The 15,097-nt window shown below is 34.9% G+C and carries 18 protein-coding genes; 3 read left to right on the top strand and 15 right to left on the bottom strand.

What is annotated here, in order from left to right:
- The first annotated feature begins 67 nt into the window (after nucleotides 1-67).
- Both KF896_15240 and KF896_15235 read left to right on the top strand, forming a co-directional pair.
- Entirely contained in the window at nucleotides 68-625 is a 558-nt protein-coding gene (locus KF896_15240; GenBank protein ID MBX3045065.1) for a hypothetical protein, read from the top strand.
- Nucleotides 626-704: 79 nt separating this feature from the next.
- Nucleotides 705-1,730, top strand: coding sequence for a DUF21 domain-containing protein (locus KF896_15235; protein MBX3045064.1), 1,026 nt, complete (start codon nucleotides 705-707; stop codon nucleotides 1,728-1,730).
- 5 nt (nucleotides 1,731-1,735) lie between these two features.
- Here KF896_15235 and mnhG read toward each other — a convergent pair whose 3' ends face one another.
- The 10 genes from mnhG to mltG form a co-directional block, all read right to left on the bottom strand.
- Nucleotides 1,736-2,152: a monovalent cation/H(+) antiporter subunit G gene (gene mnhG, locus KF896_15230; protein ID MBX3045063.1), complete on the bottom strand. Its 417-nt coding sequence runs from the start codon at nucleotides 2,150-2,152 to the stop codon at nucleotides 1,736-1,738.
- On the bottom strand, nucleotides 2,145-2,420 hold the full coding sequence (locus KF896_15225; GenBank protein ID MBX3045062.1) for a cation:proton antiporter: 276 nt from the start codon (nucleotides 2,418-2,420) through the stop codon (nucleotides 2,145-2,147). Before KF896_15225 ends, mnhG begins: the two co-directional genes overlap by 8 nt.
- Nucleotides 2,417-2,890: a Na+/H+ antiporter subunit E gene (locus KF896_15220; GenBank protein MBX3045061.1), complete on the bottom strand. Its 474-nt coding sequence runs from the start codon at nucleotides 2,888-2,890 to the stop codon at nucleotides 2,417-2,419. The genes KF896_15225 and KF896_15220 overlap by 4 nt, the downstream gene beginning before the upstream one ends.
- The gene (locus KF896_15215; protein MBX3045060.1) at nucleotides 2,887-4,392 is read right to left on the bottom strand and encodes a Na+/H+ antiporter subunit D; all 1,506 of its coding nucleotides are present in this window, start codon (nucleotides 4,390-4,392) and stop codon (nucleotides 2,887-2,889) included. The genes KF896_15220 and KF896_15215 overlap by 4 nt, the downstream gene beginning before the upstream one ends.
- Before the next feature lie 7 nt (nucleotides 4,393-4,399).
- Complete coding sequence (locus KF896_15210; GenBank protein ID MBX3045059.1) at nucleotides 4,400-4,756, bottom strand: Na+/H+ antiporter subunit C; 357 nt, start codon at nucleotides 4,754-4,756, stop codon at nucleotides 4,400-4,402.
- Nucleotides 4,753-5,169, bottom strand: a complete 417-nt coding sequence (locus tag KF896_15205; protein MBX3045058.1) for a Na+/H+ antiporter subunit B — start codon at nucleotides 5,167-5,169, stop codon at nucleotides 4,753-4,755. Before KF896_15205 ends, KF896_15210 begins: the two co-directional genes overlap by 4 nt.
- Nucleotides 5,170-7,464, bottom strand: coding sequence for a putative monovalent cation/H+ antiporter subunit A (locus tag KF896_15200; protein MBX3045057.1), 2,295 nt, complete (start codon nucleotides 7,462-7,464; stop codon nucleotides 5,170-5,172). It abuts the gene before it with no gap.
- Nucleotides 7,465-7,544: 80 nt separating this feature from the next.
- Complete coding sequence (rsmA, locus tag KF896_15195; protein MBX3045056.1) at nucleotides 7,545-8,363, bottom strand: ribosomal RNA small subunit methyltransferase A; 819 nt, start codon at nucleotides 8,361-8,363, stop codon at nucleotides 7,545-7,547.
- The gene (locus KF896_15190; protein MBX3045055.1) at nucleotides 8,360-8,869 is read right to left on the bottom strand and encodes an HIT domain-containing protein; all 510 of its coding nucleotides are present in this window, start codon (nucleotides 8,867-8,869) and stop codon (nucleotides 8,360-8,362) included. The genes rsmA and KF896_15190 overlap by 4 nt, the downstream gene beginning before the upstream one ends.
- 76 nt (nucleotides 8,870-8,945) lie before the next feature.
- The gene (mltG, locus tag KF896_15185; GenBank protein ID MBX3045054.1) at nucleotides 8,946-9,965 is read right to left on the bottom strand and encodes an endolytic transglycosylase MltG; all 1,020 of its coding nucleotides are present in this window, start codon (nucleotides 9,963-9,965) and stop codon (nucleotides 8,946-8,948) included.
- A gap of 96 nt (nucleotides 9,966-10,061) precedes the next feature.
- Here mltG and KF896_15180 point away from each other — a divergent pair, with 96 nt between their 5' ends.
- Nucleotides 10,062-10,463, top strand: coding sequence for an OsmC family protein (locus KF896_15180; protein ID MBX3045053.1), 402 nt, complete (start codon nucleotides 10,062-10,064; stop codon nucleotides 10,461-10,463).
- Nucleotides 10,464-10,695: 232 nt separating this feature from the next.
- Here KF896_15180 and KF896_15175 read toward each other — a convergent pair whose 3' ends face one another.
- From KF896_15175 to KF896_15155, 5 genes are all read right to left on the bottom strand, one after another.
- On the bottom strand, nucleotides 10,696-11,760 hold the full coding sequence (locus KF896_15175) for a site-2 protease family protein (GenBank protein MBX3045052.1): 1,065 nt from the start codon (nucleotides 11,758-11,760) through the stop codon (nucleotides 10,696-10,698).
- Nucleotides 11,761-12,639 carry a mechanosensitive ion channel family protein gene (locus KF896_15170; protein MBX3045051.1) on the bottom strand — a complete coding sequence of 293 codons (879 nt, stop codon included), beginning with the start codon at nucleotides 12,637-12,639 and terminating at the stop codon, nucleotides 11,761-11,763.
- Between the two features lie 3 nt (nucleotides 12,640-12,642).
- The gene (gene lysS, locus KF896_15165; GenBank protein ID MBX3045050.1) at nucleotides 12,643-14,163 is read right to left on the bottom strand and encodes a lysine--tRNA ligase; all 1,521 of its coding nucleotides are present in this window, start codon (nucleotides 14,161-14,163) and stop codon (nucleotides 12,643-12,645) included.
- 344 nt (nucleotides 14,164-14,507) lie between these two features.
- A complete protein-coding gene (locus KF896_15160; GenBank protein MBX3045049.1) occupies nucleotides 14,508-14,897 on the bottom strand; it encodes a type II toxin-antitoxin system VapC family toxin in 390 nt (129 codons plus the stop codon).
- Complete coding sequence (locus KF896_15155; GenBank protein MBX3045048.1) at nucleotides 14,882-15,088, bottom strand: hypothetical protein; 207 nt, start codon at nucleotides 15,086-15,088, stop codon at nucleotides 14,882-14,884. Before KF896_15155 ends, KF896_15160 begins: the two co-directional genes overlap by 16 nt.
- Nucleotides 15,089-15,097 lie beyond the last annotated feature (9 nt).

Below are 15,097 nucleotides of genomic sequence, written 5' to 3'. Positions count from 1 at the left end.
AAATAATTATGACGGATAAACCGTTTATTAATGATAAATATATTTGTAAATCATTAATTGATGAATTATGAAAAAAATAATTATCCTGATAATATCAGCTTTCTTATTACAAACTGTATCATTATTATCACAAAGAGGCGCACCGAGAAGCGGTGTAATGCCCAAAAAAGCTGTTCTCATAGAAGATTTTCTACGTGAACATTTCAGCGTACTACCCGGTGACCAGCTTTACCGTGCTGAAGACTTGTGGACCTCTCTTGGTTCCAAAAAAATGAAATTCAATAACCCTTCTAATTCAAGAGGAAAAGACCTTATTAAATCAATTGTGGTGGAAGATGTTGAAGATTTGGTTGATGGTTACTACAAATTTTCTTACAACAGTAAAAATGAAACAATTAATTCCATGACAATAAGTGCCTCGCTCGAAAAGGGTGATTTTTTTCTTGATAAATTTATTGAGATGCAAGGCAAATATGAGCCTGCAAGGAACACAGGCAAAAATGTTGAATTCTCCGGTTCATACTTTTTTGATGATTTTACAATCAAAGTAACAGAATACAGTAACCCGCAAAAACTGGACATCGTTATTTCCGACAACCCTAATTATAATCGTTTAAGACGCTGAAAAAAAATATGAATGAATCTGAACCCTACGTAAATATAGGAATACAATATTATTTTATTATACTTGATGTGGCTCCATAATGGAAATGCTGTTTTTTTATCTGTTTATGGCACTTATTGTTTCGTTTCTTTGCTCATTATTCGAAGCAATACTTCTAACCGTACCTCCGACTTTTCTCGAATCGGTAAACAGAAAAAGCGGCTACGGAAAAATCATCAGAGAGCTTAAGCTAAATATAGAGAAACCCCTTGCAGCTATACTCACGCTCAATACAATTGCTCATACTGTTGGTGCTGCCGGAGTCGGTGCTGAAGCAGTAAAGATATGGGGTGATCCTGCACTTGCAATTGTTTCTGCAATTATGACTATACTGATTTTAATTGTTACAGAAATTATCCCCAAATCATTGGGTGCTTATTATTGGAAAAATTTACTTCCGTTTGCGACATATATGATTCAGGGTTTTATCTATATTGCATATCCGTTTGTATATTTATCTAAATTATTAACCTCTCTTTTTGTAAAAGATAAAAAAGTTGAACTGATTACACGTGATGAAATTTCTGCAATGACAAGCCTTGCATCTACTTCAAATGTCATTACTGAACGTGAGAAAAATACTATTCATAATATTCTCAACCTTCATTATATTACAGCTGAAGCAGTTATGACACCAAGAAGTGTTATTTTTGCCGCTCCTGAAAATATAAGTATAGATGAGTTTCTAAGCTATAATAATGTCAACTCCTTTACAAGAATTCCGGTATTTGACAAGTCAATTGATATAATAACAGGGTATGTGCATAAAAATGATATTTTGAGTAATCTGAAAGATAACAACAGATTGGAACTACTTTCAAATTTAAAGCGAAAAATGATTACAATATCTGAAGACATGAATATATCTGTTCTATTTGAGAAACTGCTCGACAACAAGGAGCAGATATCACTGGTTGTTGATGAATTTGGTGGAACAGCAGGATTAGTTACTATGGAAGACATAATCGAAACTTTGCTTGGAATCGAAATACTTGATGAGCACGATGTTGATTCAGATATGCAATTACTAGCCCGTAACCGTTATTTGCGAATTAAAAAGCAATAGTATGCTTAATCATTCTCTGTATCGTTTTCCGGTCCGATTAATTCATCGTTTTCGTTAAATCGCCTTACTTTTCGCTTATGATTTGATGAAAAATATTTATTTTCCATTTCATTGACAATTGTCTTTTGCCAAATATACACTCCATCGAAATAAGCTGCCCTGCCAATCATGTGGGCAGCAACCGGCGCAGTGAGAAATAAAAATAAAATTATAACTACCGAACGGGTTATTGTACCGATGTCGCCAAAGAAAATTGATGCTCCAATCAATACAAAACTTACTCCAAAAGTTACTGCTTTTGTTGTTGCAGACATTCTTAAAAAAATATCAGGCATTTTTATTAATCCGATAGCTGATATTAAAATAAAAAGTGAACCAATTAAAAGTGCTATTCCGGCAAATAATTCAACGAAATTAACCATCGCTTGTTCTCCTTTCGAGGTAATAGGCAAAACCAATAGTTGCGATAAAAGATATCAATCCTATAATAATACCGACATCAAGAACAATTTTTGTATTTGTCAAAATTGCATAAGCCGCTATGAATGCTATGGTACTTGTTGAAATTAAGTCAAGAGCTACAACTCTGTCTTCAAATGCAGGACCGTAGATAATTCTGTAGAGTACAATCAGCATAGAAAGACCAATTAAGCCAAGCGAAATATAAACTACAATTTCAAAATAACTCATCTCATAACCTCCAGTAATGGTCTCTCGAAATTTTCCTTCAGGTCTTTTTTTGTAAGTTCAATATCCTCAATATACATTGCATGTATATATAATTTTGTCTTGTCCTCAGATAAATCTATTGATAAAGTGCCGGGTGTCATTGTAATCATATTTGCTAAAATTGTGATTTCAGCATCAGTTTCAGCATCAAGCTCAAGCTCAATAATACCGGGTCTCATGTGGTCTTTTGGAGTCAGAATATCAAAAGCTACAATGAGATTCGCTTTTATGAGCTCTTTTAGAAAAAATAGCACAAAACTTATAATTTTAGGGATTCTTCTAAAATATTTATTTGCTCCAATTGCACTTCTTAAAACATATAAAATTATATATCCGATTACAAATCCCTGCACAAAGTTAATGAAGTCCAAATTACCAGTGAGCAATGCCCATGATAATGCAAGTATCATATTTAAAAGGAAAATATTCATCTGATATCTCCTAATACTGCACGGATATAACTCTCTCTGTCCATTAAAGAATTTGCAGCGTTTTTAGCAATTTCGAATATTGATTCAACGGAAAATCCGATGTACAAAGTAATTGCAGCAAGCATAATTACAGGTATAAACAAAGCTGCTTTTTTCTTAAAAGTCAATTTATGAGAATAATCGCTTTCATCCGGGTTTGGTTTCCAGAATACTTCATTCCAAATCTTTATCATTGAGTATAAAGTCAGAAGTCCCACAAAAAGAGCGACGCCTGCCGTCAAGTAGTCTGATGCATCAAAACTTGCCTTTACTACCATAAACTTAGCCCAGAAGCCCGATAGTGGAGGTATTCCTGCAAGCGACATTGCCGGAATTAAAAACAGTAATGCTATAAATGGATATTTGCTGAAATTCCCGCCTAATTTTTTGAGCTGATATGAGCCACGATATTCATTAATAACTCCGCTTACTAAAAATAGATTGGTTTTTACTATAATATGATGCATAATATAGAAGATTCCGCCTGTGAGGGCAAGAGCTGAATTTAAGCCCAAACCAACAATCATATAGCCAATCTGGCTGATTATATGGAATGACAATATTCTGCGGAAATCATATTGTGCTGCAGCACCAAGCACACCTGTAAGCATTGTCAAGCCACCGATACTAAGTATTATAAATTGTGTAAATTCAGTATTGGTAATAAAAATTAATGTAAAGACGCGATATAGTGAATAGACCCCAACCTTTGTCAAAAGACCTGCAAAGATTGCAGATATGGCAACAGGTGGTGTATGATATGAAGCCGGAAGCCAAAAGAAAAGTGGAAAAATTGCTGATTTAATTCCGAATGCAACAAAGAACAGCATCGAAATAAGTTGAACTAAGTCCTGATTAGCAAGCATCGGAACCTTGATTGCAAGATGCGCCATATTAAGAGTACCGGCAAGTCCATAAAGTACACCTACAGCTGCAAGAAAAAATGAGGACGCTATGAGATTGAGAGTAACATACTTGATTGCTCCTTCCAATTGCTCCTGCTTGCCACCCATGGCAAGAAGAACGAAAGAAGATATTAGCATAACCTCATACCAGACATACAAATTGAACATATCACCTGTAAGGAAAGCGCCATTTACACCCATCAGAAGAAATTGCAGAAGCGGATAATAAAAGTGCTTTTCGTGTTTTTTATCAATTGTTGCAGTTGAATACACAGCAGTTGTAAGTCCAATTATCGCAGTAATTACAACCATTATGCTGCTGAATAAATCAGCTACAACAGTAATGCCAAAAGGTGCTGACCACGAGCCTGAATTCAGTGAAGTAGTGCCGTGCTCATTAATTGAAATGATAATAATTATTGAAACTACCAATGATATAATGCTTCCGATTATATTAATTGTCCTCTGTGCCTGAATTTTATTTCTGAAAGCAAGCATTACCAGTGCAAAAAACAATGGCATTATAATTGGTAAAATCAATATGTTATTTAGTGTCATCATATATTTAGTAATCCAGCCTGTCGGTTGACCTTAGTTTGTTTATATCGTCATCACCTACTTCGATATATGCTTTCTTGAGAAGAACTATAGCAAAAGCCTGCACACCGAAACCAATTACTATTGCAGTCAGTATAAGTGCCTGTGAAACAGGTTCGGCAATTGTAATGGGAGCAATTTCAGCACCCTCCTGAATAAATGCCGCTGAAGCGCGGGTTAATCTTCCGACTGTAAAAATTAATAAATTGGCGGCATGACCAAGAAATATCAAGCCAAAGATTATTTTAACTATACTGCGCCTGAGAATCATATAAAATCCCGCAGTGTAAAGCATTCCGGTAGCAAGTGCAAGTAACAGTATCATCCTTCAACCTCTTCGGAAATTGTAAAAATGATTTTAAGTGATATTCCAAGCACAACAAAATAAACGCCAATATCAAATAAGAATGGAGTACCTAATTTTCCTAAAATCGGAAATTTGTATTCGCCCCATATTCCTGTCATAAAATCATAGCCTAAAACTATTGGAATTATTGATGATAATAAAGCTATTGATAAGCCTAAGATGATAACATTAATCGGCTCATACTTGAATATTCTTTTAGCCAGTCGTATGCCGAATGCAAGTACATAAAGTGAATATGCTATTGCAGCGACCAAACCTCCTACAAATCCGCCACCCGGTTCATTATGACCTCTCAGCAAAACAAAAAACGAGAATAACAGCATTAGTGGAACTATATATCTTACTGCGGTCTGAAGAATTATGGATTTCATTTATTTTTCCTCCTTATTTAATCTAAGAAGGGCATATACACCCAATGCAGCTATTGACAAAACCGTGATTTCACCTAATGTATCTAAAGCACGAAAATCAACCAGAATTACATTTACTATATTTCTGCCTTTAGCTAAAATATAACTGGAATTGGCATAATATGACTTCAGTTCGCTCGGTACCTCTTCATTTAAAACGAGCAATATTACAAGTGTAACCATCACACCCATTGTAATAGAAAGTATAAGGTCTCGTGCCCGCTCGCTTTTCGAAGAGTAGTCAACGAATTTTGGTAGTTTGTACAACACAAGTACAAAAAGTATAACAGTCAGGGTTTCGACTGCGAATTGAGTCATTGCTAAATCCGGGGCACTGAAGATTATAAAGGTAAGCGATACTGCGAACCCAAGCACACCTATTGAAGCGACAGCCGTTAGTCTTCCTTTTGATTTGATAGTTGCTATTGTGGAAATTACCATCAACGCTAAGACTATTAATTCATGCAAGTAATAATCATGCTCAAATTGAATATTGGATAATACTCCTGAATCAATAATTGAAATTCCTGTTAGGGAAATAACCGTAAGCATTATTATAGAAATATAATTACGCTGGTTTCCATTTTGTAGCAATACAGTTGATAATCTTGCAGAATTTTGAAGTAAACTTACTAAATAATCATACCAGACAGATGGCTTTGACGCACTTGGAGTTTTAATAGAAAGTGCGAATTTAATCCATTTCGAACGAGTTAAATATACGGTTGTTCCCAGTACAATTGTCAATAAACTCAGAATCAGTACTGTGTTGAATCCATGCCACAAGGAAAGATGTAAATTAACTGGCAATCCTAGAGCAGAACCGGCTGAACTATTGATTAGTCCTTCGACTGTGAATCCAGGAAGAAGACCGATAATCAAGCCCAATGCAGCAGGAATCATTGCACTTAGCCACATTTCAACAGGCGCTTCGTGTGGTTTACTTCCTTCAGGATGATGAAATTTTCCAATAAAGGGCTTTAATCCGGCAAAACCGGCAGCTGCAAAGTTAAGAATACCAGCAAGAACAGCAAAATAAATCAAATAGGTGCCATATTCCGAATATAAAACACTGTCGTACATTGCTTCCTTGGCAATAAACCCAAATAAAGGCAATATTCCCATCATTGATATTGAAGCCAGAATGCCAATCGAAAATGAAATTTTCATTTTACTGCGCATACCACCTACTTCATCAATATTTCGTGTTCCGGTCTCATGGTCAATAATTCCGGCAAGAAGGAATAGAGCTGCTTTATACAAGCTGTGTGCAAGAAGATACATAGCCATTGCTGCAAGCGCTTTCTCGCCTCCAATACCTATCAGCATTGTCAGAGTACCAAGAACACTCAGAGTTGTATATGCTAAAATTTTCTTTAAATCACTTTGTTTGATAGAGAGTATTATCGCCATTATCATAGTCAGAGCTCCTGCATTCAATAGAGCCGAAGACCATAATTCGCTGCCACTAAGAGAAGGATTCAATCGTGCAAGAAGAAAAATACCGGCTTTTACCATAGTGGCTGAGTGAAGATAAGCACTCACAGGAGTTGGCGCTTCCATTGCATTTGGTAGCCAAAAATGAAACGGAAACTGTGCTGATTTTGTAAATGCACCGGCAAGAATTAATATTACTGATAATTCGTATAAGTCGTGATTTAAAATTATATCTTTATTTTCAACTAATTGACTGATTTGGTAAGTACCTGCGATATTTGCAAGCACGATGAATCCTCCGAGCATTGCCAAACCGCCAAGTGCTGTTACAAGCAATGCCTGAAGTGCGGCATAGCGGGATTTTTCTTTATCATGATTAAATCCAATAAGCAAGAATGAGCTTATTGAGGTTAGTTCCCAAAATACAAAAAGAGCCATGAAATTATCAGATGTAACAACCCCAAGCATCGCCGACATAAAGATTAAAATATAAATATAGAATTTATCTATTTCTTTATAATCAGACATATATTTAGCTGCATAGAAAAATACCGATATACCTATCCCACTTATAATTAATGCAAATAGAAGGGCTAAGCCATCTATACGGAATAATAAATTAATATCCATGGAAGGGAACCAACTGTGGCTTTCGGAGAAAACTTCGCCGGAGCTGACAGCAGGATAGAAATTCATGTAAAAAAGAAATATTCCGAGAGGCACAAGTGAAATCAGATACGGTGCAGTACGCCTCGAAACCTTAAAAAGGAAAGGCACAATTACTGAAACTAAAATTCCTACCGTAACCGCGAAAAACATTTTATATATGATTTTATGAAACTATATGAATTTGTTTAGACGGAAACTGAAGTTATTTATGATAATCGTTAGGTGCGATTTCAATTCTGCTTTCTATAACTTTCAATTATATTAAGCAAATACTCAAAATCTTCAGGAAGCAATTCTTCCGGTCTTCTTGTTAAATATTGACTATACTTTTCAAATTCCGGTGAACTTGCATCAATTTGGATATTATTCAAATAGTCTTTTATAGAATTTGATAGCATTTTTCGCCTTTGACTAAATGCCAGCCTGATGATTTTCATAATCTTTTTATAATCATTTACAGGATTTGGAATATTCTTAAAATCCATTTTTATTACAGATGACATCACATTTGGTGCAGGATAGAAGCAGGCAGGCGGTACATCAAATTCAATTTTGCACGTACCGCTCATCATCATCGCAAGAGTAAGTATTCCGAAATCTTTTGAGCCGCGTTTTGAGGTCAAACGCTTGGCGACTTCCTTTTGAATTGTCATTACAGCAAGTTCAATATTTGGAGTAGCTTCAAATAATTTAAAAAATATTTCAGAAGATAAGTAATATGGAATGTTGCCAATTACTTTAAGATTATTGCCAATACCATAGAAATCGAAATCCCTGAAATCCATTTTCATCAAATTAAACTTTGGATACTTTTCTTTTGGATACTTTTCTGAAAGCTCTAAAAATGCTCTTTCGTCAATTTCAATTGCAGTTAAATTGCAATTGGTTTCCAAAAGTAGTGATGTCAGGGCTCCGGTTCCAGGCCCAATTTCAATTACATACGAATTTTCGTCAGCATTTATAATTTTCACTGTTTTTGCCGCAATATTCCTGTCAATCAGGAAGTTCTGGCCAAGTGATTTATTGGGTTTTATAGATTTCAAATTCATAATCTTAGAGCTTTAAAACCGGCGGCAATTTGATTAAATGAATCCTCAAGTGACTGAGAAAGCACTTTTGTCTCAGCAAGAATAGGCATAAAGTTAGTATCACCATTCCATCTTGGTAAAACATGATAGTGAAGATGACCCGGAACACCTGCTCCTGCTGCTCGTCCAAGATTTGCACCAATATTGAAACCATGCGGTTTATATATATTTTCAAGCACTTTTACAGCTGATGATTGAAGCTGCATAATTTCATTCATTTCATTAGTAGTCAAATCATCAAGATTTCCTGTATGCTTTTTGGGAGAAATCAGCAAATGCCCGTTATTATAAGGATATTTATTCATTATTACAAATGAAGTATTACCAATATGAACGATTAGTGTATCCATACTGACTTCATTAAGCTTAATTGCATTGCAAAAAAAACACACCTCAGAATCTTTTTTTTCGTTTTCCTTGAAAGTTCCAATATACTGAGATCGCCATGGTGACCAAAGTCTTTCCATAAAAAGTCTATATTTAAATTATTAAAAACAATCTTACAAAAGTAATTAAATTTTGATTTAAAATAAAGGGAATTATTTATTTCTTAATCTGACTGACTCTTTTCCTGAATTCTGCAACATATCGCTGATGTTCGGTATATGTCTTGCTGAAATTATGTCTGCGAGTACCATCGCCGACTGTAACCATATAATAATAATCGTGATTCTCGTGATTAAGTGCTGCACGAATTGATTTACTTCCCGGATTATTTATCGGACCCGGAGGCAAACCGGCATTGATGTATGTATTGTAAGGATTATTTATTTTTAAATCGCTATATAAAATTCTTTTCTTTCCATTAAGAAAATATGCTACAGTTGGGTCTGCCTGTAGTAACATTCCTTTGTCGAGACGATTAATGTATAAACCTGCAACTCTAACCCTTTCATCATCTTCGGGAGTTTCAGCTTCCACAATTGATGCGAGGGTAAGTACTTCGTGCTTAGTGAAATTTTTTGAATTAGATGATTGCGACAATATTCTGTCATACATTTTCTTATGATGGTTAAGGAGTTTGTCAATTATTTCTGAGGCGCTACTTTCCATATAAAATTCATAAGTATCAGGAAGAAGATAACCGTCAACATTTTTCGTCGGGATACTGTGCGATTTAAGCAAAGAATCTGACTGAGCAAGTCTTACAAATTCTACTGAATCAACCAAAATCTTATGTTTTAATAGTGAGGCAAAATGCTGATAGCCGATTCCTTCCGGAAATGTAACCTTAGCCACATAAAGATATTCGCCTTTGAACATTGCATCAAGCAATTCCTGTGTTGTCAAATTTTCAGGAAAAAGATATACGCCTGCCTGAATATACTGCTTTTTTATATAAGTCAGATATTTTAGATACAATACATAATATTTTGCCGGCTCTGCAATTCCTTCCTTATTGAGAATTTCGACTACTTTAGCTATACCCGAACCCTTTGGAATATTAATCTTTAAAGGCTGAGTTTTATCAATTTTCTGATTAATAATAAAATTGCCATATAAAGCTGCCGATATGACAGCCAATATGAAAATCAAAGTAAAATATATTAAAAATTTTTTCATATCAATTAATTTGCTTATTTTTGTATATTGCTAATTAGCAATATTGTAAAATTAGTTATTAAAAATAATACAAGTATAAACAATAGGAGACGAAAAATGGCAATTAGAGTGTTTTTTCCGGGCAATAAAAAAGTATATGCAGAACAAAACGGATTTATAATTCAGACAGACCAACCTGTTGGAGGTGGTGGAGATGGCTCTGCACCAGCTCCTTTCGAGCTTTTCTTAGCATCAATAGCTACCTGTGGCGGCATTTATGTCAAAGGGTTCTGTGACAGTCGCGGAATTCCGGCTGATAATATCGAGTTAATTCAAAATCTAAAATACGACCCGATTCAGCAAAAAGTTTCTGAAATAAATATCAAGATTTCAGTACCAAAAGATTTTCCCGAAAAATATTATGATGCTTTGGTTAAATCAGTCAATCAATGTGCTGTCAAAAAGGCAATCTTCGACCCCCCTTCATTTAATGTATATACTGAAGCAAGGGCTGATTGATTTAGTTGTTTTGAATATATCAGGGGCTGTCTTGTAAAAAGAAAGCCCCTTCTATTTGGTTTTAACTGAAATGTACTACTTAATTAAATTTTTTTAAATAATTTTGTATTATAAGAAAAAACTTGATCAATTATAAGTGAAATACTTCGCGAATGCTTCTGTTTGACTTCAAAATCACATAAATGATACTACTTCTCATTTCAATTAATGACTATTTCAATTGTATACAAAATTATTTTATATACACGCCATTAAATGCAAAGCTGAGCATAAGTATTGCTAATGTCATAAATCCGATTATCATTCTTCCGGCTCCTAATGGTGCATTGTCTTCCACCGGAGGATGATGCAATTTGAGAGCGAATTTTGATATTACTGCCCAGAAAAGCCAGCCGGACCAAAATTGAAAAAGAAACGGAACCTTTTCTTTAATAAAATCAAGAGCAGGGAAAATAATTGATTTGAAAGTCAAAAAAATGGTGTTGTCAATATCTTCTAAGAAGAATTCGTGAAGCAATCCCAATACAGACAAAATTCCCATTGTCAGCAACATTCTGAAAATTGTTTTGGATATTATCCTGTGAGCTTTTTCTCCAAACATAGAATATGTAGTATGCCCACCATCGAGCTGCCCCATTGGAAGCATATTCAGCGAAGTTACAAACAGACCAAACCACCCTACATTCAGAAAAGGATAATGATAAATTTCATTCATCGGGGGCAAAAATCCACTTGGGTTTGCAAAGAGTTTTGACAAAATGTAGTAATACAAAGTGTCTCCAAAGTGAAGACCTGTTTCAGGAATTTTTCCTCCTAAATGCCCAACATAGTCAGGATGAATATTGTAAATAAATTCAATTCCCGGAAGTGTCTGAAGTCCGTAAATCAAAAATCCGGTTGCTACAATAAAACCTGCTATTGGACCTGAAACACCTATATCAAATAATGCTCTGCGGCTTGGAATAGGGCTTCGAGTCTTAATCACTGCACCAAGAGTACCGAAATTCAGTGCAATTGTAAACGGAAACGGGATATAGTAGGGGAGAGTAGCATCTACTTTGTGAAATCGTGCTGCAAAATAGTGACCAAATTCATGGGCGCTAAGAAATGTAAGTATTAGTATCGCATAAGTAGTTCCATAATGCCAGTTCGTAATTTCGTAAAAATTTTTATAAGCCCATTGGGTACCTGAAATCATACAAGTAACAAATGTTATGCTAAGAAGTGTAAAAAATATTAGCAGCTGCTTATTCTTTCTGAAAAATCCCGTCTTTGGCTCTGTATATGAGAACTGCATTTAAATTTTCTTTGTTTCAATTATTTCTGAAATTGTATTTTTTCCAACAACTAAAGTTCTGATTGGGAATGGTATTGTTATACCGTTTTCATCAAAAGCAGATTTTATATTCATTATTGAATTGCTGACTGCCTCAAGATATGTCGGTTGATTTATGGATTCTATCCAAAATCGCGTCTTGAAATTTATCGAACTGTCATCAAATTTGGTATAATAAAATTCAACCGGTTCATCTTGAAGTAAACCCGGGACTTTTCTAATTGCATTTAAAGTTATATCTTTTACAAATTGTAAATTTTCTGAATAAGAAATGCCAACTTCAATTACCACCCGTCGTTTTCCGTTTGCTGTAAAGTGCTTAATAATATTCTGAAGTACGAGCCGGCTTGGAATAACAACAAGCTGACCATCGAGATTATTCATCTCTACGGTTCTCATTCCAATTTTTTCTACCCTTCCAAAAACGCCGTTAGTTTCAATCAAGTCGCCAATTTTCACAAGATTTTTCACGGCAATTATTGCACCCGAGAAGATATTTGCAATAATATCCTGAAATGCAAAAGATATACCCAATCCAATAATACCCGCACCGGCTAAAATCTTATTTACAGTACCATCAAGATTAAGGAAACTTAGTGCAACCATCAGCCCAATAATTATTACTACAATGTAAATTACATTTGACATTAAACTATTGGCTGATTTAGCCGTTGAAACCTTATCTAAAATTTTGTTTGACAATTTCCTTGAATATTTTGCTATAAATGTAAAAATAATTAGCGTAATAATAGCAACAACCAGACTTGGCAAAGTCGCAATTATTCCAACATACCATTCATTTAATACATTTAAAATTATATCAATCGGTTTATCAAACAAAACTTACTCTTCAGATTTTTTTATAATTTCCGGTTTCATTTGAGGGAAGAATAACACATCACGAATTGAGGTTTCTCCGGTCATCAGCATCACAAGGCGGTCAATACCGATACCAAGCCCTGCTGTGGGAGGCATACCTATTTCGAGTGCATTCAGAAAATCTTCATCAAGAACCATTGCCTCATCATCACCTGCGGCACGGATTCGTGACTGCTCTTCCAATCTTGCTCTCTGGTCGCGTGCATCATTAAGCTCTGAAAATGAATTTGCAATTTCTCCACCATTTATGAAAAGTTCAAATCTCTCGACTAAGCCCTCTTCAGTGCGGTGTTTTTTAGCAAGTGGCGACATTTCAACCGGATAATCAATCACAAAAGTTGGCTGAATCAGGTGATGCTCAACTTTTTCGGAGAAAATTTCATCAAGAAGTTTCATACTGCTGAATGAATCATCAACATCAATACCCATTGATTTAGCAACTTCTGCAAGCTGGTCGCGGCTCATTCCACGTAAGTTTTTGCCTGTATATTCCTGAAATAAATCGAACATCGAGGCACGTCTGAATGGAGCAGCAAGTGAAATATTTTTTCCTGAGAACTCAATTTCAGTCGTGCCGTTAACTTCCATACATATTGAACTTATGAGATTTTCAGTCATTTCCATCATCCAGTTGTAGTCTTTGTATGCAACATAAATTTCCATTGAAGTAAATTCCGGATTGTGCATCTTGTCCATACCTTCATTACGGAAATTCTTGGAAATTTCATAGACGCCTTCAAAGCCACCGACAATTAGTCTTTTGAGATAAAGTTCATCGGCAATTCTCAAATACAATGGAATATCAAGAGCATTATGATGAGTTACAAATGGTCTTGCAGTTGCACCACCGTAAATCGGCTGCAATACGGGAGTTTCAACTTCAAGCCAGCCGCGTGAATCAAAATAGCGACGCATAGCAGTAATAATTTTTGAACGCTTGATAAAAGTAGTGCGAATCTGCGGGTTAACTATCAAATCTATATAGCGTTTGCGGTATCGTGCTTCTTTGTCGGTGAAAGCATCATGAACAATTTTATTGCCGGCTTCATCAATTTCTTCTTTAGCGACTGGAAGCGGAGTTAATGATTTGCAAAGTAATTCGGCAGATTTTGCATGGACAGAAACTTCACCAGTCTTTGTGCGGAATACAAAGCCCTTCACGCCGATAATATCACCAATATCAAGCAATTTCAGATGTTCGTAAAATTCAGGTAATTCATCTTTCTTTAGGTAAATCTGAATTTTTCCGTCCTGGTCAAGAATATGAAAGAATGATGCTTTACCCATTCTGCGAATAGCAGTAATCCTGCCTGCCACAGCTACTTCTGCAAAATTATCCGGCTCTTCATCTTTGTAATTTCCAAGAATTTCGATACTGTTGTGCGTTTTATCAAAACTATAAGGATATGCATTCAGACCGCTTGATTCCAATATATCAAGTTCCTCAAACCTGCGTCTGCTTTGTTCATTTCTACTTTCTGACATATAGATAAATTATTTATTTTAACAAGTATTATAACAAAATATAAACGAAAATAAACGATTTTATTTTGATGAGTTATATGAATAATTGAGAAATATGTCAAATATTAGAAGTCCAATCCCCCTGCCATCTTTGGCAAAGGGGGGATTTTTCTTGTTCTTAATCCACGAAATCTTATAATCCGTTTAATCGGTGATTCTGACCCCATAGTAAAACTTCCGATGTTTATTACATAATTCAAGTCTTGTCATTTATTTTCTATTCAGTTATATATAACAACTGGCGAGAATAAATACATTTTTCAGAACAATTATTATGAATACGAAGTGATTAAATTATGAAAAACTTAGTTCGTTTGTATCCAAGGATTATATAGTTGTAAATTTTGAATATCTTCAAAATCCTTTGTGTTTCGTGTTACAAGAATCAAATTTTTCACTATAGCTGTTGATGCAATAATTGCATCGGGAGTTTTTATTTTTTTGTTACGTCTGATATTTATAGTTTGACGCACAATATCGTCTGATAAATCCAGAACTGATAAATAATTAAAAAACGACTCTGCATAAATAAGTTCATCATTCGGAAAATTGAATGATAAAGTTTCTATCTTACAAATAACTGACGTGTAAGGGTTTGAACCCATAATTTTATCTATCTTTTCAAGACATTCTACTGGTAATCTTGCTCCCAAATAGTCAGCGATAATATTAGTGTCAATCAAGTAGTCGACCATTCTAATCTCGAATTTTCAACATGGTTATTAAGTTCCTTAGCTGTTTTTTCTGAAATTTTACCCCAAAATATATTGGATGTTTGGATGGGACTTTTTTCACAATAATTTAACTTAATCAAATTTCTCAATTCCATTTCCTTTAATTCATTAATTGCCATGCTATCAATTATTTCGATTGTCAGTGTATTCATAAATATTTA

This window comes from Ignavibacteriota bacterium, from assembly GCA_019637995.1.
GTDB lineage: Bacteria > Bacteroidota > Ignavibacteria > Kapaibacteriales > UBA2268 > JANJTB01.
Note: the sequence above shows the minus strand (reverse complement) of the source record. Positions and strands in the feature narration are given on the sequence as shown.

Excerpts from the sequence above, each read along its gene's own strand:
- KF896_15180 (MBX3045053.1), top strand. The coding sequence starts at position 10,062 with ATGGCAATTAGAGTGTTTTTTCCGGGCAATAAAAAAGTATATGCAGAA.
- KF896_15225 (MBX3045062.1), bottom strand. The coding sequence starts at position 2,420 with ATGAGTTATTTTGAAATTGTAGTTTATATTTCGCTTGGCTTAATTGGT.
- KF896_15240 (MBX3045065.1), top strand. The coding sequence starts at position 68 with ATGAAAAAAATAATTATCCTGATAATATCAGCTTTCTTATTACAAACT.
- mltG (MBX3045054.1), bottom strand. The coding sequence starts at position 9,965 with ATGAAAAAATTTTTAATATATTTTACTTTGATTTTCATATTGGCTGTC.
- KF896_15200 (MBX3045057.1), bottom strand. The coding sequence starts at position 7,464 with ATGTTTTTCGCGGTTACGGTAGGAATTTTAGTTTCAGTAATTGTGCCT.
- KF896_15175 (MBX3045052.1), bottom strand. The coding sequence starts at position 11,760 with ATGCAGTTCTCATATACAGAGCCAAAGACGGGATTTTTCAGAAAGAAT.
- KF896_15155 (MBX3045048.1), bottom strand. The coding sequence starts at position 15,088 with ATGAATACACTGACAATCGAAATAATTGATAGCATGGCAATTAATGAA.
- KF896_15205 (MBX3045058.1), bottom strand. The coding sequence starts at position 5,169 with ATGAAATCCATAATTCTTCAGACCGCAGTAAGATATATAGTTCCACTA.
- KF896_15215 (MBX3045060.1), bottom strand. The coding sequence starts at position 4,392 with ATGACACTAAATAACATATTGATTTTACCAATTATAATGCCATTGTTT.
- KF896_15190 (MBX3045055.1), bottom strand. The coding sequence starts at position 8,869 with ATGGAAAGACTTTGGTCACCATGGCGATCTCAGTATATTGGAACTTTC.
- KF896_15210 (MBX3045059.1), bottom strand. The coding sequence starts at position 4,756 with ATGATACTGTTACTTGCACTTGCTACCGGAATGCTTTACACTGCGGGA.
- KF896_15235 (MBX3045064.1), top strand. The coding sequence starts at position 705 with ATGGAAATGCTGTTTTTTTATCTGTTTATGGCACTTATTGTTTCGTTT.
- lysS (MBX3045050.1), bottom strand. The coding sequence starts at position 14,163 with ATGTCAGAAAGTAGAAATGAACAAAGCAGACGCAGGTTTGAGGAACTT.
- KF896_15160 (MBX3045049.1), bottom strand. The coding sequence starts at position 14,897 with ATGGTCGACTACTTGATTGACACTAATATTATCGCTGACTATTTGGGA.
- rsmA (MBX3045056.1), bottom strand. The coding sequence starts at position 8,363 with ATGAATTTGAAATCTATAAAACCCAATAAATCACTTGGCCAGAACTTC.
- mnhG (MBX3045063.1), bottom strand. The coding sequence starts at position 2,152 with ATGGTTAATTTCGTTGAATTATTTGCCGGAATAGCACTTTTAATTGGT.
- KF896_15220 (MBX3045061.1), bottom strand. The coding sequence starts at position 2,890 with ATGAATATTTTCCTTTTAAATATGATACTTGCATTATCATGGGCATTG.